Annotated in this window: 19 protein-coding genes; 4 read left to right on the plus strand and 15 right to left on the minus strand. The window is 53.0% G+C overall.

Going from position 1 to position 19133, the window contains the following annotated elements; genetic code table 11:
* Positions 1–28: 28 nt before the first annotated feature.
* The 7 genes from ABD852_RS11520 to ABD852_RS11550 form a co-directional block, all read right to left on the minus strand.
* A complete protein-coding gene (locus ABD852_RS11520; protein ID WP_345028813.1) occupies positions 29–673 on the minus strand; it encodes a DNA polymerase ligase N-terminal domain-containing protein in 645 nt (214 codons plus the stop codon).
* A 15-nt stretch (positions 674–688) separates the two neighbouring features.
* A complete protein-coding gene (gene ku, locus ABD852_RS11525; protein ID WP_345028815.1) occupies positions 689–1441 on the minus strand; it encodes a non-homologous end joining protein Ku in 753 nt (250 codons plus the stop codon).
* Between the two features lie 10 nt (positions 1442–1451).
* Complete coding sequence (locus ABD852_RS11530; protein ID WP_345028816.1) at positions 1452–2324, minus strand: SDR family oxidoreductase; 873 nt, start codon at positions 2322–2324, stop codon at positions 1452–1454.
* Between the two features lie 286 nt (positions 2325–2610).
* The gene (locus tag ABD852_RS11535) at positions 2611–2964 is read right to left on the minus strand and encodes an alpha-L-rhamnosidase C-terminal domain-containing protein (protein WP_345028817.1); all 354 of its coding nucleotides are present in this window, start codon (positions 2962–2964) and stop codon (positions 2611–2613) included.
* Between the two features lie 62 nt (positions 2965–3026).
* Entirely contained in the window at positions 3027–5330 is a 2304-nt protein-coding gene (locus tag ABD852_RS11540) for a family 78 glycoside hydrolase catalytic domain (RefSeq protein WP_345028820.1), read from the minus strand.
* A gap of 635 nt (positions 5331–5965) precedes the next feature.
* Positions 5966–6259, minus strand: a complete 294-nt coding sequence (locus tag ABD852_RS11545; RefSeq protein WP_345028823.1) for an Ada metal-binding domain-containing protein — start codon at positions 6257–6259, stop codon at positions 5966–5968.
* Positions 6243–6956 (minus strand): 2OG-Fe(II) oxygenase, encoded by a 714-nt coding sequence (locus ABD852_RS11550; RefSeq protein ID WP_345028825.1) that lies wholly within the window; start codon positions 6954–6956, stop codon positions 6243–6245. The genes ABD852_RS11545 and ABD852_RS11550 overlap by 17 nt, the downstream gene beginning before the upstream one ends.
* A 202-nt stretch (positions 6957–7158) precedes the next feature.
* Here ABD852_RS11550 and ABD852_RS11555 point away from each other — a divergent pair, with 202 nt between their 5' ends.
* A complete protein-coding gene (locus ABD852_RS11555; protein WP_345028826.1) occupies positions 7159–8709 on the plus strand; it encodes a sulfatase-like hydrolase/transferase in 1551 nt (516 codons plus the stop codon).
* Positions 8710–8724: 15 nt separating this feature from the next.
* Here the strand turns inward: ABD852_RS11555 and ABD852_RS11560 are convergent, their stop codons facing one another.
* From ABD852_RS11560 to ABD852_RS11580, 5 genes are read right to left on the minus strand one after another with little or no spacing between them, the layout of a single operon-like run.
* Positions 8725–8973 carry a Kazal-type serine protease inhibitor domain-containing protein gene (locus ABD852_RS11560; protein ID WP_345028827.1) on the minus strand — a complete coding sequence of 83 codons (249 nt, stop codon included), beginning with the start codon at positions 8971–8973 and terminating at the stop codon, positions 8725–8727.
* Between the two features lie 24 nt (positions 8974–8997).
* Positions 8998–9135 (minus strand): hypothetical protein, encoded by a 138-nt coding sequence (locus ABD852_RS11565; RefSeq protein ID WP_345028828.1) that lies wholly within the window; start codon positions 9133–9135, stop codon positions 8998–9000.
* Between the two features lie 37 nt (positions 9136–9172).
* The gene (locus ABD852_RS11570) at positions 9173–9307 is read right to left on the minus strand and encodes a hypothetical protein (protein ID WP_345028829.1); all 135 of its coding nucleotides are present in this window, start codon (positions 9305–9307) and stop codon (positions 9173–9175) included.
* Positions 9308–9344: 37 nt separating this feature from the next.
* Positions 9345–9479, minus strand: coding sequence for a hypothetical protein (locus tag ABD852_RS11575; RefSeq protein WP_345028830.1), 135 nt, complete (start codon positions 9477–9479; stop codon positions 9345–9347).
* Positions 9473–9658 (minus strand): hypothetical protein, encoded by a 186-nt coding sequence (locus tag ABD852_RS11580; protein ID WP_345028831.1) that lies wholly within the window; start codon positions 9656–9658, stop codon positions 9473–9475. The genes ABD852_RS11575 and ABD852_RS11580 overlap by 7 nt, the downstream gene beginning before the upstream one ends.
* A 310-nt stretch (positions 9659–9968) precedes the next feature.
* On the opposite strand from ABD852_RS11580, the gene ABD852_RS11585 reads away from it, so the two are divergent.
* Both ABD852_RS11585 and ABD852_RS11590 read left to right on the plus strand, forming a co-directional pair.
* The gene (locus tag ABD852_RS11585; protein WP_345028833.1) at positions 9969–10481 is read left to right on the plus strand and encodes a hypothetical protein; all 513 of its coding nucleotides are present in this window, start codon (positions 9969–9971) and stop codon (positions 10479–10481) included.
* A gap of 37 nt (positions 10482–10518) precedes the next feature.
* Positions 10519–13593 (plus strand): VWD domain-containing protein, encoded by a 3075-nt coding sequence (locus tag ABD852_RS11590; RefSeq protein WP_345028834.1) that lies wholly within the window; start codon positions 10519–10521, stop codon positions 13591–13593.
* Positions 13594–13625: 32 nt separating this feature from the next.
* On the opposite strand, the gene ABD852_RS11595 is transcribed toward ABD852_RS11590, so the two are convergent.
* Together ABD852_RS11595 and ABD852_RS11600 are read right to left on the minus strand one after the other, a co-directional pair.
* Entirely contained in the window at positions 13626–14387 is a 762-nt protein-coding gene (locus tag ABD852_RS11595) for a response regulator transcription factor (protein ID WP_345028835.1), read from the minus strand.
* An 8-nt stretch (positions 14388–14395) separates the two neighbouring features.
* Positions 14396–16099, minus strand: coding sequence for a histidine kinase dimerization/phosphoacceptor domain -containing protein (locus ABD852_RS11600; protein ID WP_345028836.1), 1704 nt, complete (start codon positions 16097–16099; stop codon positions 14396–14398).
* Positions 16100–16238: 139 nt separating this feature from the next.
* Here ABD852_RS11600 and ABD852_RS11605 point away from each other — a divergent pair, with 139 nt between their 5' ends.
* Positions 16239–18011, plus strand: a complete 1773-nt coding sequence (locus ABD852_RS11605; protein WP_345028837.1) for an amidohydrolase family protein — start codon at positions 16239–16241, stop codon at positions 18009–18011.
* Between the two features lie 80 nt (positions 18012–18091).
* On the opposite strand, the gene ABD852_RS11610 is transcribed toward ABD852_RS11605, so the two are convergent.
* Positions 18092–19120, minus strand: coding sequence for a T9SS type A sorting domain-containing protein (locus tag ABD852_RS11610; protein ID WP_345028840.1), 1029 nt, complete (start codon positions 19118–19120; stop codon positions 18092–18094).
* Between the last annotated feature and the right edge of the window lie 13 nt (positions 19121–19133).

Consider the following 19133-nt stretch of genomic DNA (forward strand, 5'->3'; position numbering starts at 1 on the left):
ATTTCTTCCAAGCCCGGGACCTGGCCTGTCAGGCTATCCTTATCTTTTTTTTTTCGGTTTTTCGGGGCGGATCGCTTTTCCGAATCCTGCCGGGCGTCCGCTTCGTACCGGCCACCTGTTCCAGCGTTTTACCGGATACCACCGATTTGTCCCTGGTAATTATCTCCTTCGCGGTTGCAAACCGGTCGTTGTGTTTGATAAGCAGCCAGGCATTGTCCTCGTTCCCCTTCATGCGGACGAGGGCGAACTCCCCTTTCAGCTTTTTTCCTTTCAGCCTGAATTTCATCGAGCCGTCTTTCCACTGTTCGGAGAGACGCTTCTCCATTTCTTTTTTAGTACCACCCTCCAATGCTTCGTAGCTTCCCTGATCCCAGACTATGACCGTTCCGGCGCCATAATTACCCTCCGGAATTATGCCTTCAAAGTCCTTGTAATCAAACGGGTGATCTTCTACCTCTACAGCCAGGCGTTTGTCTTCAGGATTAAGAGAGGGCCCTTTGGGCACCGCCCAGCTTTTGAGCACACCGTTCAGCTCCAGCCGGAAATCGTAGTGGAGCCTGGATGCATGGTGTTTCTGGACGACAAACAGGAGCGCTTCGCCGCTTGTCTCACCGCTATCGGGTTCCGGCGTTTTTTTGAAGTCACGTTTTCTGCGGTATTCATTGAGTGCCATAACACAAAGGGTTTATCAGGCCAGACTGGCCTTCAACTGTTCAAGAAGATCATCAGACTTGCGCGGGGCTGCTTTCAGCTTACGAATAGTGGGATGCTTCCCGCGTGCTTTTTCCTTAATAAGCTTGTTCAGCTCCTTGCTGTATTCATCTTTGTAGTTCCGGATATCGAAGTTTGCGCTATGTCGTTTCACCAATTGGACCGCCATTTCCATCTCAGGCCTTGAAACTGGCGCGATACTTATTTTAAGTTCAGCCGCAGGCCTGATTTGCTCCTGGAAACGCAGGGTGTTAAGCAAAAGAAGTCCCTCGTATGCCCGGATCAGCGCAAGGCTTTCTGTGTTACGCATCACAAAGGTAGACAACCCGGCCATCTTCGTTTTCCGGAGCGCCTCAAAAAGGAGCGAATAGGCCCTTTCCCCTCCTTTTACGGGAGCCAGATAGTAGGGCGACTCGAAGAAGACACTTTCGATTTGCGACTCCCGAACGAAAGACTGCAAATTAATCGTTTTAGTTTTTTCGGGGCTGGCGGCCTCAAAGTCGCCTTCTTCCAGGACGACGTAGCGATCCTTCAGATAGTGCCCTTTCACAATATCGGACCAGTCCACTTCCTTACCGGTATCCTCATTTACCCTTTTGTAGCGGATACGGGCGAGTGTTTTTCGCTCGAGCAGGTCGAAATCAGGACGGATGTCCTGTACAGCGCTGTAGATTTTGACAGGTATGTTGACGAGGCCGAAGCCGATCGCGCCTGTCCAGATAGCTCTCATGATCTTTTGCTTAGGTGTTCACCACAACGCCACCATTGGGATGCAGCGTTTGTCCTGTAAAATAAGCTCCGTCCCCGGAAGCAAGAAAAAGGAAGGCAGTAGCCACTTCCATCGGCTGGCCGGCGCGCCCCATGGGAACATCCGTTCCGAATTCCGCTACCTCAGCCGGATCAAAACTTGCGGGTATTAGGGGCGTCCAGATGGGCCCGGGGGCAACGGCATTCACCCTGATTCCCTTTTCGGCGAGCGAGGAAGACAAAGAACGGGTAAATGAAATCAGCGCGCCTTTCGTAGCCGAGTAGTCAATCAGGCGGTCGCTCCCGCGAAATGCCGTTATCGACGACGTGTTGATAATATTAGCGCCCGGCTTCATATGCGGCAAGGCGGCGCGTGTAAGATAAAACGGTGCGAAAAAATTAACGCTAAACGTCAGTTTCAGTTGTTCGCTTGTAATGTCCGTTATCGATGCCTGGGGAAACTGAACGGCTGCGTTGTTCACCAGAATATCGATCTTTCCGAATTTCTCGAGCGTTTTATCCACGATTTCGGTGCTGAAAGCCTCCCGCGTAAGATCGCCGGAAATTAACAGGACATCGCTTCCACGTGCGCGGATTTCTTTTTCAGTTTGCTCCGCATCGGCGTGCTCGTCGTAGTAAACGATTACCAGCTTTGCCCCTTCCTCTGCAAATAACAGGGCCACCGCCTTGCCTATCCCGCTGTCACCGCCGGTTATAATCGCGACTTTTTCGTGCAGCTTTTTGCCCTGGGGATAAGAGCGGGGCTCGGTATCGGGAGTAGGCACCATTTCCGAGGTGATACCCGGCTGCCTGGCCTGACTTTGAGGGGGAAATGCTTCCGGAGTTTTTTCCTTCGATTTTTTCATAACGTATTCTATTTAACGATTGTGTGTTCTAACCGGTTACGGTCGGCAGCAGTACCTTCCGCAACTTCGCGAGGCTGCAATTTCCGTGCTAGGAAGCTTAATAACTTCCGGCGGCAGTTACTATGGCCATTGCAGGCCCCACTTGCATAATAACGCCCCGTTTGCAGGCCTATTGCCTGGCGATGAAGTGAGTAAGTACGAGACCGCCCGGATTCATCCTGAGAAATACCTGCCCTAAAAGTCCACAATACGTTCCCTGTGACCGTCGCCCGGCGGCCGTCTGCGGTTACCCGACTTTTATCACATACTTCCCCGAACCCAGGTCGAATGTAGCAAGTCCGTCGGCAGACACTGTGTGGTCAATCTCTTTTCCATTTACCGTTATTTTTGAGGAAGTGCGCAACGGCAGGTACACCGACGCTTTGCTGTTTGCCGGAATTTCAACCTTCAGGGTAAACCCGTCAGCCGATTTTACCCAGTTGCTCCGGATCCATCCGTACGGGGAATGAAAACTTCCATCGGCGCTTGTCAGATCTCCAGCCACCTGGGGGCGAATCCGGATATGCCTGAAAGCTACCGAGTTTTCCATCTGGCCAATCCCCAGGATACCGCCGTGGAACCATTCCAGGATATGGCCCATGGCAAGCTGGTTTTGAGACAGTTTCCCGTCCCAGGTTTCAACGAGCGCCGTAGCCCCTTTTTTCAGGAGGTAGCCATAACCGGTACGTCGTCGCGGTGGGTCATGTCAAAAAGTGTCTCCGGGTGCCCGTTTTCATACAAAGCCCTCACCAGGAACTTGTGGCCTACGTCTCCGGCGGTCAGGCGGTTTGAATCCAATGTCTGAATATTCCTCACCAGGTTCTGCAACACCCCTTCCCTGAATTGGTCATCGACGATCCCCATACTCAAAGGCATGGCCATGGCCGTCTGGCTTCCTGTGGCATAAATTTTCGTTTCGGGATGAAAGAATTTCTTATTGAAGGCCCTCCTGATCCTCTCCGCCCGGTCGGCATACTTCCGGGCGTCTTCGTTTCTACCGGTCAGGGCCGCCATTTTGCTTAAAGCGTCTGTGCAATGGAAATAATAGGCGGTTGCGGTGAGCCCTTTGGGCGTTACATTTCCCAGGTCCAGCCAGTCTCCCAGGCCGTAATTGAGCAAATCCGATTCGGCGCGGCTACCAAGAAAGTCCGCATAGCGCGTCATCATGTCGTAGGTTTTGCCGATCATGGCCGTATCGCCATAGTTTTCATACAGGAACCAGGTATCGAGAATCGCAGTGGATCCCCACTCGGGTGAATCGACGAACGGACCGCTGAATTTGATGTATTCCGGCGCAATATCGGGCACCAGCCCGTTATCGTGCTGTGCATCTTTCATATTCTGAATCAGGCTCCGGTACAGGTTGTATACGTCGTAATTGTAATGAATGGCAGTCCGCATGAAATTCTGTTCCCCCTGCCAGCTCAGCTTTTCGCGCTGAGGATTGTCCGTAATATAGCTTTGAAGATTGCTCTTTACCGCCCAGTCGATCATCGACCAGATCCTGTTGAAAAGATTGTTGGAACAGGAAAAGGCCCCGTTCGACGGCGCTGCGTTCCGGTTATGAAGTAATTCCAGGCTCAAAATCTCCGGCATGCCCGCGCCCTCCACAGCTTCCAGTTTTAAATACCGGACGGCGAAATACGTAAACCTGGGCTGCCAGGTTTCTTCTCCATTCCCCCTCAGGGTATAGGTATAATAGTGCGGTGCGACCTCGTCCGCCTGGTTAACATCGCCATCGGGCCCCACCAACTCGGCCGGGGTAATCCTGATCACCTGCCCGGCTTTGCCTTTCACCTTTATCCTGGGTACCCCTGAAATATTCTGACCGAAATCGTAAACCGTCGCGCCGTTTTTCAACACACTTTTTTTGAAACTGCTCAATGAATCCAGGAACAATACCGGATCATCAATTTCCGGCAACAGCCTGCCGCCCGGCGGTTTGACCGCTAGCGCATGCGCCCAGCTTTTGTCGTTAAATCCCGCGCTGTTCCAGCCTTCCTGTTCAAGTCGCGCATCGTAATCCTCACCCCCGTAGATGGTATTGAAAACAATCGGTGAGCGTGCCTTTTTCCAGCTTTCGTCCGAAATCACATACTGCGTACTGCCGTCGGAAAACGTGATTTTCAACATCGCGATCATTTTTGGATTCCCGAAGGCGCCGGAACCCTTTACATACCGCTCCTGGGAAATATTGTAAAATCCGTTTCCAAGGACCACCCCGATGGCGTTGGCGCCGCGGCGAACCTGGCGGGTAACGTCGTAGGTATTGTACAGAACGGTCTTGTCGTAGCTCGTCCAGCCCGGCGCCAGGAACGATTTACCGACCCTCTGCCCGTTCAGGCTGGCCTCGTAGTGACCAAGGCCACTGATGAACAGCAGTGCATTTTTGACTTTCTTATTGACCGCAAATTCTTTCCGCAACAGCGGGGACACGGCATTAGGCATGATACGGCAGTCTCCGGGTTTCATGCGCATGTGAACAAACGGTACCACACGCATCGAATCGGGCAGCTCCTCCCAACCGATCCACCGGGCGTTCTCCCACTCCTTTTCCTGAAATATCCCCGTAGTGAAGTGTTGGTCCCGGCTCCAGTCAGTTGCCTTTTTGTTGTTGTCCCAAATTCTTACCTTCCAGAAAAAAGTTCGGGCGGGTGCAAGGATTTGACCTTTATAGCGGACCTGAATACTTTGACCGCTGTTCACCCTGCCGGTATTCAAAATATCATAAACACCTGCACCAAGCTTTTGCGGTGAAGAGGCTATTACCAGTTGATAACCTGACTGGGTCACTTCAAATGCAGAGGATTCTATTTCCCAGGAAAAGAAAAGATCCCCGGTGTCTATGCCTGTGGGGTTAATCCTGTTGTCGCAAAGCGCGGCTCGGATAAATGTTTGCGATTTCCCGTCAAGCGCCGTCATCAGCAACAAAAGCAATACAAACAGGTCTTTTCTCAGTCTGTGCATCGGGTTCTTCATCTTTCAAAAACAGGTAACGTAGGTAAAAGCCCGAACGGCGTTAATTTTCCTGTCGGGTGAATAAAATTGGCGGGAGAAAGGTTTTCCCTTAACCGCTTCTGTCGTTTAATACAATGTGTACCTTTCTACCCGGTTTTTAAAGCCACGGATTCCATTGAAGCACGTTTGGTGCTTTGATTTAAATAAACAACGCTTAGGTTTTGACCTGGTTGAGGATCAGACATCCGGCAGATTGTGTTAAAGGGGTTCGACGGGCTCACCCGCCATCTGGATGGCAGCCTCCGGTAGGCAGCCTTCGACGAGCTCAGGCGCCATCCGGACGGCACCAGCCGGACGGCGCCATCCGGATGGTGCCTGAGCCTGTCGAAGGCTCATCTTTGGATACCCATTCAATAGAAGCCATGCGTTCCATTATCAGCCATCTGTAACTTTGTTGTACAGAATTCACAAATAGGCTATTTTCATTCGTGAATTCGTTGCCGGGGTCACGCACCTAAGAAATACATGACTGGTTAGTCATGAAAATGACCTTTTTCGCCTTGAATAAAATCAAGTTTACTTGAGTGGATTCACAGGCGCGCAGCCGGATTACGGTATATCACACCCGCCTTAACTCCACCAGGCTAAGGGCTTGACCGTCCTTCAGCTTTCCAGCTCCGGTATTTTTCCCTTAAACAATGTCCGCAGGGCCGGTACCCTCTTGCCAATGCCTCCGTCTCATCCTGAAAGAAAACCCGGTTTTCCGGTTTCATCCGTTTGCCGGCGGCACAGTGGAGCAGACCGTAGATCTTTCCTTTTTTATAGCCGCCAAGAGTAATTTGTCCTTTTCGGATCAAAGCGCGCACGGCCTTGCTCCTTTCATCTGCGTCCTGCCCGAGGTCTGTATGGTGTATGATGTCCTTACGATTTGGCGTCATGAAAAATAATGCCGAGTGTATGCCGCCCGCCGCTGTGTACCGTTGCCACACCATGTTTCATGACCACGCGGTAGTAACCCCTCGTCCCTTTTACCGGGCGGAAATTGGTAGTAAAAATCACCAGATCACCTCGGTCAGGCTTCAGCACGTTTGCTTTGGATTGTGCGTGGGGAATTTGTTCCGTTATTACAAACTCTCCCCCGGTATAGTCTTCGTCTGCCTGGTCGAGCATAAAAACCATCTGAATCGGGAAGTATACATCACCGTACAAGTCCTGGTGCAGGGTATTGTAACCGCCCGCCCCGTATTTGAGGATAAGAACCGTCGGTTTTTCCTGTCCATGCGCCGCGCAGAGTGCTTTCATCTCCGTATGGGTTGCCGGGAACTCCGTGTCGATACCCAGTTCCTGCATCCACAAGTTCGCCACGGGTACAATTCGCGGATATAGCTGCTCGCGCAGGTCCGAAATGAGCTGCGGCAGGGGGTACCGGAAGTACTTGTATTCGCCTGAACCGAAACGATAGCGCTCCATGTCAATCGTTTTCCGGTAGGTATCGTCCACCTCGTATCCGGCGATCAACGCATCGCATTCCTCTTTGTCGAGTACGTTTCGGACAACCACAAAGCCCTGATCATGCAGTTCCCTTGCGATGTTCCGCCAATTCCGTTCCGATAGCCTCTTATCAATGTTTTTCATGTCGGTAGCTTAATTCCCCGGCAATTTAGCGCACATTCGGGCCGTAGAAAATCCGAAAGCTGCGGTGTTTAATCCCGGTATTCAAAATACAGGGTGGTATCCTGGAAAAAATCCGGCACCCGGGCGTAAAATGTGAAGGAGATTATTTTTTAACTGTAAAAAACAAATCCTACTTTTAGCGCAAATAACCTGCTTCTGCACCATGTACGCATTCCTTCGCACGCCATTATCCGGAAAGCGCCTTTCCATCTTGAAAATCATCCTGTTGTCGCCGGTATTTCTGTTCAGCGTGCTCGCAGCGTGTGGTTGGGGCGAAAAGGAAAAATCACGCCCCAATTTTCTCATTATCATGTCCGATAACCAGTCGTGGAACCATTTGGGCGCCTACGGGGACCCTGTTGTTAGGACCCCTCATATTGATGAAGTCGCGCAAAGCGGCGTCAGGTTTACACATGCGTTCTGTTCTTCACCTTCGTGTACCCCCGCCCGGGCAGCGCTATTGACCGGACAGGAAATATACCGACTCGGGGAAGGCGCCAATCTCTGGGGAACATTGCCCCTGGAATTCAAGACCTATCCCGACCTGCTGGAAGAGGCCGGTTACCGCGTAGGCTATGAAGGAAAAGGCTGGGGACCGGGCAATGTAGAAGCATCGGGCCGCAAGCGGAACCCTGGCGGCGATTTCTATAAAAGTTTTGCTTCGTTCCTGGCCGGCAATAAAACGGAAGGCAAAAAACCCTGGACCTACTGGTTCAGCAGCAAACACCCGCACCGGCCTTACCAGGTCGGCTCAGGGACACGCGCGGGCATCGATTCCTCCGCTATCAGGGTTCCTTCCTATTTACCGGACGTAGCGGCGACCAAAGGAGATATCGGCGATTATTACGCCGCCATCCAGTACTTCGACCAGGAAACCGGGCGCCTGCTGGAAGAGTTGAAAAAAAGCGGCGAGTTTGAGAATACCGTTATCATTATCTGCAGCGACAACGGCTGGCAGATGCCGCGGGGATTGGCCAATCTCTACGACTTCGGAACGCGGGTCCCACTCATTATTTCCTGGGCCGGGCTGGTCCGCTCAGGACGTACCGTGGAGGATATCATCAGCCTGAACGACGTCGCTCCTACCCTGCTGGAGCTGGCCGGCGTTCCCGTTCCTGTTTCCTATACTGCCCGGAGCCTGGTACCGTTGCTGAGTGCCCCGCAGAGCGGGCGACTTGACAAAACACGGAATTTTACGGTAATGGCCCGTGAACGCCATGCGTTTGTCCGGCAGCACGGACTGGGTTATCCCGGAAGGGCGATCCGTACCCACGATTTTCTTTTTATCCGGAATATGGAACCCGACCGCTGGCCGGCAGGTGACCCGCCCCTATTCGGCGATGTAGACGCTCACATGCTGCATTACGCCGCGCCGACGAAACTGTATATGCTGGAACACCGGGACGATCCGAAAGTGGCGCCGCTGTTCCATATGGCCTTTGACAAACGCCCTGCAGAGGAGCTGTACGACCTGCGGAACGATCCCGACCAAACGGTCAACCTGGCGCAGGACAGCCGGTACCGCAAAACAAAGAACTCGCTTAACCGGCAGCTTACGGCCTACCTGAAAAAGACAAATGACCCGCGTATGACCGGGGAAGACCTAATCTGGGACAAGGCTACCTATTATGAACCGCGCGATTTTACGCCCCGCCCTTCCGAACAGGCCCGGAAAGCGCTTCATTTAAAGGAAGTTTATGATTACCGCAAATAGCCAGGGAAGAGCAGCTCACCTGGAATCGCCGCATGCTCCCTGCCGATAGGAAGCAATTCCATGAGCGAGCGCTTCGCAGTCATTGCTATACGTTTTACCATTACATCCGCAAACCGGTTCATAAACCGCGTAGCAGCCGCTGTCATTCCTGGGCTGCTCCTTGCAGTCGGGGTCAACGGAGTTGCCTCGTTGGCAAGCCGTAAGTACGGTCACAAAAGCGGCCGACACCGCCAGAAAGCTGTATATGAATCTTGAAACGGTCATAAGCGTGTGATCGGATTGCTGCATTCAGCAAAATAGCCGGATGGTTAAGGTAGGAAAAAAAAGACGCATATCAAATTTCAGACTTCTTTTGCAATAAACAAGGAGATCCTTCAGTTCCACTGCGTTCCATTCAGGATGACCATCCGGCAGATGCGCTACCATTGACAACAACAGGTTTGGCGCCGCTCCAACCGGACGGTCATCCCGACCGCAGTGGAGGGATCTCCCGCTCCCGGTACCCAATCCCTTTCAGAGGACTTTTTATAACAACAGGAGATCCTTCGACTCCGCTGCGCTCCGCTTCAGGATGACCATCCGGCAGATGCGCTACCATTGGCAACAACAGGTTTGAAGGCGCTCCCACCGGAGGGTCATCCCGACCGTAGCGGAGGGATCTCCCGCTCCCTGCACCCAATCCCTTTCAGAAGACTTTTTTCTACCAACAGGAGATCCTTCAGTTCCACTGCGTTCCATTCAGGATGACCATCCGGCAGATGCGCTACCATTGACAACAACAGGTTTGAAGCCGCTCCAACCGGAGGGTCATCCCGACCGCAGTGGAGGGATCTCGCGGTCCCTGCACCCAATCCCTTTCAGAGGGCTTTTTTCTTGCAACAGGAGATCCTTCGACTCCGCTGCGCTCCGCTTCAGGATGACCGTCCGGGTGGTAGCCTCCGGCTACCATTGACTTCTATTGACAACATCTATTTGTCATCTCTACCCCAAGGGGTTTTCGCAAAAAACTTCTTTCCTGGAACGACCCGCCGCACATTAGAAAAAAAGCAAGGTTGGTTAGAAAATCCTCCCGGTTCATTGGATACCGCTTGAACGGTAAAACACCGCGTCGCTACTTTGCAGCCGTTATCTGTGTCCAAAAAACCCACTGCCGAAATAAACGCTTTAAAATTCAAAGCCTCCGGACCCGGAAAGGGCGAAGCCCATATCACTATTCTACAACACCAGCTATCTGCAATTTTTAAAGACCACCTTTATTTATGAGCGTATCTAAATTAACTACACTCGGACACCTTTTCTTACTTTTTATTGCCATTTCGGTGACCTCCTGCGACAAGATGATCGAAAAAAAGACCGACCAGGCTGATCGCGTGGACCTGACGGTCGACATCGACGGCAAGAAAACGGAAATGACTTCGGCCGGGTTCAGGTATTTCCCGGAAGCGAATGGAAAAAGAGAAATGGAAATGCCTTACCTGAAAGCGGCTTCAGTCCTTACAGCAGATGCACTGACGATTACTATCCCCGACTTCCAGCCCGGAAAATCCACCTACACCGTGCAGAAAGGAGAAGTACTGGTGACCTACAAAACGGAGGCTGAAATCTCGGGGAGCAACATACCGGAGTGGATCTCCACTACAGGAACCCTCGAAGTCACCAGCTTCGACGGCGAAAACATTGCCGGTAAGCTCGACGTAACGCTGAAAACAAAGAGTTCCTCCAAAACCAAAGCGCTGAAAAACGGCGTATTTAAAGCGCAGAAGTTAATCTGACGCACCGATTTCCCTTAAGCGCCCCAAGACTACGCGAATGAAGAAACTGATCTCCATTTCCAGTTTCATGATGTTTCTGTTGCTGCCACTGGCCTGTAAAAAAGACGATCCGGCCCGGGACAAGCCTCCTGTGCCATCGGGGAACGTGACGGGCCAGATTGTACTCCCGGACGGCATAAGCGCAGAAGGCCTCACCGTAGTAACAAGTTTTGGCGAATTCAACCTTAAAAATAACCAGTTCAGCATGCCCGAAGCTGACCTGGATACTTACCGTCAGCTCTATCTGGGCGACACAAAGCGCAATATCCTGTTGTTGGCCTTACAATTCCCGGGGCAGACCAATATCCGCATGGACGCCGCTTCAACCGCCGACGCCATGGTGATGCTCAACCCGGTGGTGGCTTCACTGGACATCGAAACAAGAAAAAGGCTGCTCGTGGAATATCAGAAGCAGCCCAAGTACCCGGAGCTCGTAAAAAAGATCAGCACGGCTGTAAGCGCCGGGAAGTCTCCGCTTGATCCGGGCAATGAAGAGCTGCTCGGCGCCCTCAATGCCATTCATCGCCTGGGCGTTAAAGACGGGAAACAAGGTACGTTACGTACTTCCGGGCTGATTTCCGATAACGATGTAATAGAAAAACGGATTGTCGGGGGAAACAAACTGGGGTTAAAAAACAAACGCTCCGGGATTACCTACATGGCCCGCACCTATGATGAAAACGACCGTCCATATACCGGGCCGCTGGATCTGGGGCAGCTCCGGACCGCGAATACTTCCATACAAGATTTGTTTTCGGATACCTTCACCTACATCACCAATTTCGGAGAATGCAATGACAACTTCGGCACAAAGGAAGTACCGGCCTTTTGCAATAAGTTTTTCCAGAACCAATTTCCCGAAGAGGTATTTTTCGAGTTCAAAACCGCAGGAAAATACAGGGTAAAGGTAGCCAATCCCCTTGCTTCCGATCGTGCAAAGGACCTGGCAGCGGCAGCGACCCTGCAGACCCTGGCCCTTACCATGGAGGAACTGATTGGAATGACCGACATCCGGTTCTTTCAGAGATTCCTTAAATCAGGCTGCTACCAGACAGCGGCGGGGAAGATTGCGGACGAAGGACTGAAAAAACTGTTGACAAAAGCGGGAAATCTGGATCTGAAGACCGTAGTGGGGGTTCTGAACGAAACGGTCCAGGACCTCATGTCCCAAAGCGGAAAGTGCTACGTCGAACAGGCGGCAGCAACCGTGATCGACAAGAAATGGCTGGCTTACCTCGATAAAGTGAGTAAAGCAGTAAAGCGCCTGGACGCTTTCTCCAAAGTGGGGACCGTGGTAAATACGGTCCACGTCGCCAATGGCATCCTCTTTCACAAGGACTACTACGAATTCTGTATAAAATATGACGGCAGTACCCTCGCGTTCTGCGAGGAGCTGGTGGAAACTATAGGGGCGAAAAACATTACCGCATCCTCGGCTACACTTCAGGGCAGGATCAATTTCCTGAACAGCGAGAATATCGTACGGTTCGGTTTCCTCGTCGGAAGTGATCCGTCCAGGATGGTCAGCACAACGTCGCTGATCAAAAATGTAAGCGACATGCCGGGAGGATTGAAGGCCCCCCATCCTTTCGACATGTCCTTTACCTTCCAGAGCAGGGAGAAGGTTTACTACCAGGCTTTCGCCGAGAATGAGCTGGGAATTGTACACCGCGGCCAGGTGATGGAATTTACTCCTGAACAACCCGGTCAGGGCTCCGCGGAGGTAGAAGCGGCGGTGGTAGGAAAAGGAGTCGGCGATCCGCATCTGACCACTTTTGACGGAAAAAAATTCGGCTTTATGGCTACCGGGGAATTTATTGCCGCCAAGTCCACGGTCTCCGGTGACAGGTTCGAGGTACAGGTACGCCAGCAGGAGATCAAAAGCAAAAACAACGACGGCGTTGCATCCTTCAATACGGCCATTGCGATCCACACCGGCAGCGACAAAGTGAGTGTGCTCGCGGATAAAAAAATTTACATCAACGACCAGCTCACGACCATCAAAGCCACCGGCGAAAGGCTGCGGGATGGCGGCAGCGTCAACCTGGCAGGCGCGCTGGTATCCGTAAAAACGCCGGCCGGCGATCTGGTCGAAGTCCAGCTCTACCCTGGCGACCTCGATTACTATATATGGCCGAACCCCGGCCGGAAAGGAAAATTGTGTGGGTTACAGGGCAATTTCGACGGAAACGCCCAAAATGACCTCATGACTGCCGGAGGGCAGGTAGTAGGTGAATCCTATGACGATTTGTACAAACGGTACGCCCCGGGCTGGCGGATTACCCAGGCCAATTCTCTCTTTACTTACGCCACCGGCACCAGCACTGCTACCTACACCGACACCTCATACCCCAGGAAGCAGATCACGATTACAGGCGAGCAGCGGGTAAAAGCCAGGACGGTATGCGAAAATGCCGGTGTTACCGACCCGCAGGCGCTGGAAAGCTGTATTGAAGATGTGGCATTGACCGGCGACGCGGGTTACGCAGGCAGAGCCCGCAACGCCGAGAACAAGAAAATGCTGACCCATATCTCAATCGCCGATTTCAGCCGGCTGACACCTGATTTTGCCCTGAACGAAATGAAAGTGGCGGGATCGAACCTGGTTCCCGGCGAAGAAGGAGGAAGCATTGCCTTACGCGACAATTTCTATATACAAAACGGCTTTGAATCTGAATACAGCTTCACCCTTACCGATGAATATGCGCCGAATGCGGGCATACGACTGGGAGGCGATTTCGATTCACAGAACGACCTGGGATTTCGGATTGGTGTTGATTTGTACCAATTCTCGTATGAACTGGACGGTCTTTTCTTCGATGGAGAGAAAGACGTCGATTTATTTGACGGGAAGAAGCACCGGATTAAAACAGTCGTGAGGCAACGCCAGGTATCGGGCCGCTTCGAATACGAGCTTCAGCTGTTTATAGATGAAGCGGCAAAACCGCTGGTATTCAAGTCGGATCCGACCGAGCAGCCCGTTCTTCCCGGTGGACTCCCGAACGTCCTTAAAAATGTGCGCCTGGGCGGTGCGGGCGTAACAATTCATAGCTGGACGATGAAAGCCTTGTAAGGGATTGGTAACCAAACACGGCCTACCCACCGCTAGCTGGCGCCGGGCGACTTTCTGGTACGGACAATCTGCAGCTTTTTCATTAGTCCCCTGCGGTTAGCCTCCGAAATTTTCACTTCCACGCGGTCATCACCCATATAAATGCAGTCCCGTTCAATTTGTCTCAGGTGATCGAGGTTAATAAACAACGATTTGGACAAACGAATAAAATTGGGCTTTGTAAAATATCTTTCCAGCTTCCCGAGGTTTGTCCCGATCACCTGCGGCGCCTTCTGCCGGACAAGGTGTAGCTCCGTGCAATACCCAAGCGCCTTCAGAAAAAGGATTTCATCGGTTTTTACACGCAAATGCCCGGTTTTGAAAGGGAAATAAAAACTGTCTTCCCCTATTGTTTCCCCTCGTGAGGGTTCAGGTCTGCCGGTAAAATTCTCATAGGCAAGCCGCACCTGTATGGCCAGCTCTTCGGCCCTGAACGGTTTAAACAGATAGGCTGACGGCGCCGTTTCCGCCCCCTTGTTAACCATCTCGTCATCCGTACGCGCAGTCAGGTAAATAACTGGCGCCCAGTGCTGATCAAGGATTTCCTTTACGGCCTTTATCCCCCCGTCTTCGACTTCCCCCAGCGTAATATCGGCGATCAACAGGTCCGGCGGGTCGTTTTTTACCAACCGTACCGCTTCTTTCTGGTTGCGCGCAACGCCCGTCACCGTATGCCCCGCATCCTCCATGTATCCCCGGATATCGGCCGCGGTCATGAGGTTATCTTCAATAATAAGTATTTTGATGGGCTCCATTCGCGCCGTTATTTTTTGAACTCAAGGGTAAACACAGTACCCTTATCGCGGGTAAAACGATGGGTCCCGTAAAGCTGGTTTACCTGCAATTCCACAAGCCGCATCCCGAAAGAGCCGGTTTCCCGGCCGGCTTTCAGGCCCTCAAAACCGGGGCCGTTGTCTGCAACCGTAAAGCGGATCATCCCCTCCGTTTCCAGGCAATTTACCGTCAGCACAGGTTCCGGGTTATCCGGGAAGGCATACTTACAGGCATTCATAACCAGCTCCGTCAGCAGGAATCCCAGGGAGGTAATCCGGTCGGCATCCAGTAACACAGGCGCTACCTCGTATACCTGCCGGGCATCCGCGTACCCGCAGGCAAACAAAACCCCTTCGGTCAGCTCCGGGATAAATACCGACAGATCCACATGCTCCGGGCGGGTATTGTCATAAAGTGCCCGCTGGATAATCGCCATAGACTGTACGCGCAAGCGGCTTTCCTGCACGGCTTTCCTGGCATCCGTATCCGATAACGCCCGCGCCTGAAGGTTCAGCAGGCTTGAGATCATCTGCAGGTTATTTTTTAACCGGTGATTCTGTTCCTTCACCAACTGCCCGTTTTTCTCGCTCATGCGGTGGTTTTTACGGGATAACCGGAAAAAGAGAATGCTGACCCCCACCGCCAGGACAAAAAGCATCGCTACCGACACGATCACGTCCCGCTGTACCTTCATCAGCTTCCGGTTGAGGCCGAGTTCCCGTTTCTGCGCTTTTACAAGCGCCTCCTTCTTTCCCGTTTCATATTCGGTCTGAAGTCTCAGAAAGGCCCCGTCCCGCTCTCTGACAAAACGGGCTTTTTCATTTAGTGAGAGTCTTTTGTGATAGGCAAATGCTTCTTTCCACATTCCGGCTTTCTCATAGTACCGCACCAGGGCGCCGTCTAGCGTGAGCGCCAACTGATAGTCATCCATTCCCTTTTCCTCGCAAAGCTGTTTGGCGCGCATCAGCAGCGCGTAGCCCCGCTGGAGTTGTCCCGCCACACAATAGGCATCCCCGAGAATGATCATCGTATTGACCACCGGTCTCCGGTTTTCTTTTGCAGAAAATAAAGTGAGCGCTTTTTCGAGATAAGGAATACAGCGCGGGTTAGAATTCCCGTAAAACTCGGCAAACAGCAGGTTCGCCTGCGCAATCGCCGCCGTATCTTTCAACCGGATGCCGATTTTTTCCACTGCCGCGAAATAGCTCAGCGCACTGTCGGCAAAGGCTTTGTTGCCTTTTTCCCTGGCCTCTTTCTCATATCCCTGCCCCAGAAGGCTGTAGGAAGTCGTCAGTCCCGTCAGCGAACCTATCCGCTTAAAAACATCGGTGGCCATTCGGGCGTACTGCATTTCATGGCTGTTTTTCAAATAAACCGGGTATTCGGCAAGTCGGCAGTACAAACGCCCCAGTTCATACGAATCGCCGCGTGGTTCAAGGATGGCCAGCGCCCGGAGAAAATAACGGTGCGAAAGGGTATGGTCCCCGGCGAAGGTATACGCCTTTCCATAAAGGTAGTACGCCTCGGCAAGTTGCAGCGAATCCTTATTACGGAGCGCCTGCTGTTCAGCTTCCTTTGCCCGGCGGATTTTCCCGGCATTGAGCGGTAACGGCGCGCCTTCCCCGGAAACCGCAAGGGGCAGCCACAGAAACAACCATCCTGTCAACCATGAAAAAAATCGCCGGGGCGGCATATCACAAACGTCGGGGTTCAGGGGCCAAAACTAATCAAATAGATGAGTATCCGGGCCCGGCAGGTGGCTTTTTTTTAGACAGACCCGTCAGGAACAAAACCCGCCCCGTCTGAAGAGAGACGCACGTACCCGGGGCGTCATGATCCATCAACCGATATTCTACGACTACGTGACTCAGTTTTTTTCGAGAAGGCAATTTCTGAAAACCGGTGCAGCAGGCGCGGCCGGGCTCATCACCCTTGCTCACGCACAGGCCGGCAGCTTCACCGAGCAAGCCCCCCTTATTTACCTGGATGCTTATACACGGATCGGTCCGGAAAAGGTGATACACCCCGCCAACCGGTGGCGGCTGGAAGACCTTCTCAAGGAAATGGACCGCTGCTCCATTTCCGGGGCGCTGGTAGCCTATACGCTTTCTACCAATTACGACCTGCATCACTCCAACCTGGAACTGAGCAGCATGCTGAAGCCATACCCCCACTTGCATGCCATCTGGAACGTGATGCCGCATCATTCCGGTGAATACCCGGCTCCGGCAGAACTGGCCGGTCTGGTGAAACAGCATAATGTCCGCGCATTCAGCATCTACCCGCAGTCCAACTCCTGGGACTGGAAATCGCCCGACAGCGAGGCCCTGTTCCGCTGGATTTCGGAGCAGAAAATGCTGGTTATTACCCAGGCCCGCGAGCTGGGCACCTGGTCTGACGTGGATGAGTTTCTCGGCCGCTACCCGGAAGTCCCGCTACTGCTCACCAGCGCTACCTACGGTGAGCAGCGCTTTGTGCTTCCTTTGATGGCCCGCAGAAAGAACCTGCACATCAGCTTTGAAACGTTCCAGATCAACGAGGGGCTCGAATACCTGGCCGGCAAAGGGCTGGCCGACCAATTGCTTTTTGCATCAAACGCCCCCGCCATGGCGGTAGGCGCGCACCGGACTTTCGTCGACCTGGCCCGGACCGACGCCGCAACCCGGCAGAAAATAGCCGGAGGAAACCTGGCCCGGCTGCTGAAGCTGGACGGGCTGCCGAAAGCCCGGGAAAACAAAAACGAGGATGCGCTGATGGCAGCTGTCCGCCGGGGAACCGCGCCCGCGGTGCCGATCGTAGACATGCACATGCACATCCTGGACACCGGCGTGTTCGGCGTAGGACGGCATTACCGCATGCAAAACGGAGACCCGAAAGGCGTCTTCAAGGCCGTCAGCCACCTGGGGTACCAGGGCGGCGGCCTCATGAGCTGGAACGGGATCCAGAGCTTTGTTTCGGAAGCCGGGAACGAAACCACCCGCAACGCGCTGGATCTTTCTCCTGGCGGATTCTGGGGACTCGCAACCTTTGACCCGACCCATTACAGCCAGCAGGAAATGGAACAGCAGATCCGGAAGGTATATGCCGACCCCCGTTTTATCGGTATGAAACCTTACCTGTTCTTCGGTGTGGAATACCATAATGCGGTGTACGACAAATGGTGGGAGTTCGGCAACCAGCACCAGTTTTATGCGCTGATCCATCCTTCACGGGCCGACCTGCTCGAAGTAGATTCACTCGCTGCCAGGTACCCGCGGGTACGCTGGGTGGTAGCACATACCGGCAGTAATTACCGCATGGCCGACCTGGCTATTGAGATGATGAAGAAACATCCCAATGTTTACGCCGAAATTACCTTTACCTCCGTAACCGGCGGGATCATTGAGTACCTTGTAGCCGGAGCAGGCGAATCACGCGTGGTATATGGCTCCGACCTCCCGATGCGCGATCCGAGGCAACAACTGGGATGGGTCATTTTTTCCGACTTACCGCAAGCCGCCAAGGAACGCATCCTGGCGCGCAATGCGGCCGATATCATCCGGCCCTGTTTCGAACGGCTTCCCCAGCACAACCGGCCGGCTTTCCTGAAAAACGGCTACCGGTAAAAAGCAAAGCACGCCGGTCGGCTTTGACCGGTGTGCTTTGCGTATCGTTCAGGCAAACCCGAGCCTGAAGCAGCGTAAGGCTAGTCTGTAAGCATCACCTTATAGGACGACTGTATTCCGTCGGACTGGTATACCTTAAGGAGATACACGCCTTTGGCCACCAATCCTTTTACGTTGATCCCCTCCGCCGTCATGCCGTTGGCTTTGTATACCACCTTCCCTTCCATGTTGATCAGCTCAATTTTTCCGGCGTTTACGAGTCCGGCCTGCGTAAGCCGGATGAGACCCGATGTCGGATTCGGGAAGGTGTATACGATACTTTCGTTATTTCTTACCACTGCGATATTACTATAAGCAAAAGTACCGTCGAGATCGATCATTTTAAGACGATAGTAGTTCTGCCGGCTCGGTGGCGCCGCGTCTGTAAAACTGTACTTCAATTCGCGCACGCTCACTCCGTTCACTGACTTTGCCTCTACAAACCCGAGGTTCCGCCAGTGCTTTGCATCGGCGCTTCGCTGCACTTCAAAACCCTTGCTGTTCTCCTCGCTGGCGGTAGCCCATTTTAGTAATGCACCGGTTCCTTCCGCGACAGCATCGAAGTAAAGCAGCGACACGGGAAGGGAACATTCTCCCTGCACGATCACCGGGCTGCTGGCAGGACTGTAGCAATCCTGGGCGGCGTCAAAAAAGAAAGCCCAGTAGGTACCCGGCCCTGCGGCTGTCGGATCCGGTACTTCCGTGTCACCAGTTACCGGAACCGGCGCCGAATGCCATACCAAATTCGGGGCATCCCCGCCCGGTAATGCTTTCAGATTCACCGTCGTGACCGGGCAGGCAGCGTCCATTAACGTAACCTTCGCTCCCGAACTGTAGCAATCCCCGGCAGTATCGTAAAAAAACGCCCAATAATTGGTGGGTGTACTGGTAGAAACCACCTGGGTAGGGTCCGCGACAGGGTTGGTATGCCCGGCGTCAGTAAACCACCGGATGACTACGCCGGCCGTTGCAGGGGGTGTGATTCTGGCTGTCAGGTCTACCGTGGTTTGCCCGTATGCCATATCAGCTATCAACAAGACAGCGGCACCGAACATTATACGGAAACCCATTTCTATATTTTTT

It is taken from the genome of Ravibacter arvi, from assembly GCF_039540405.1.
GTDB lineage: Bacteria > Bacteroidota > Bacteroidia > Cytophagales > Spirosomataceae > Ravibacter > Ravibacter arvi.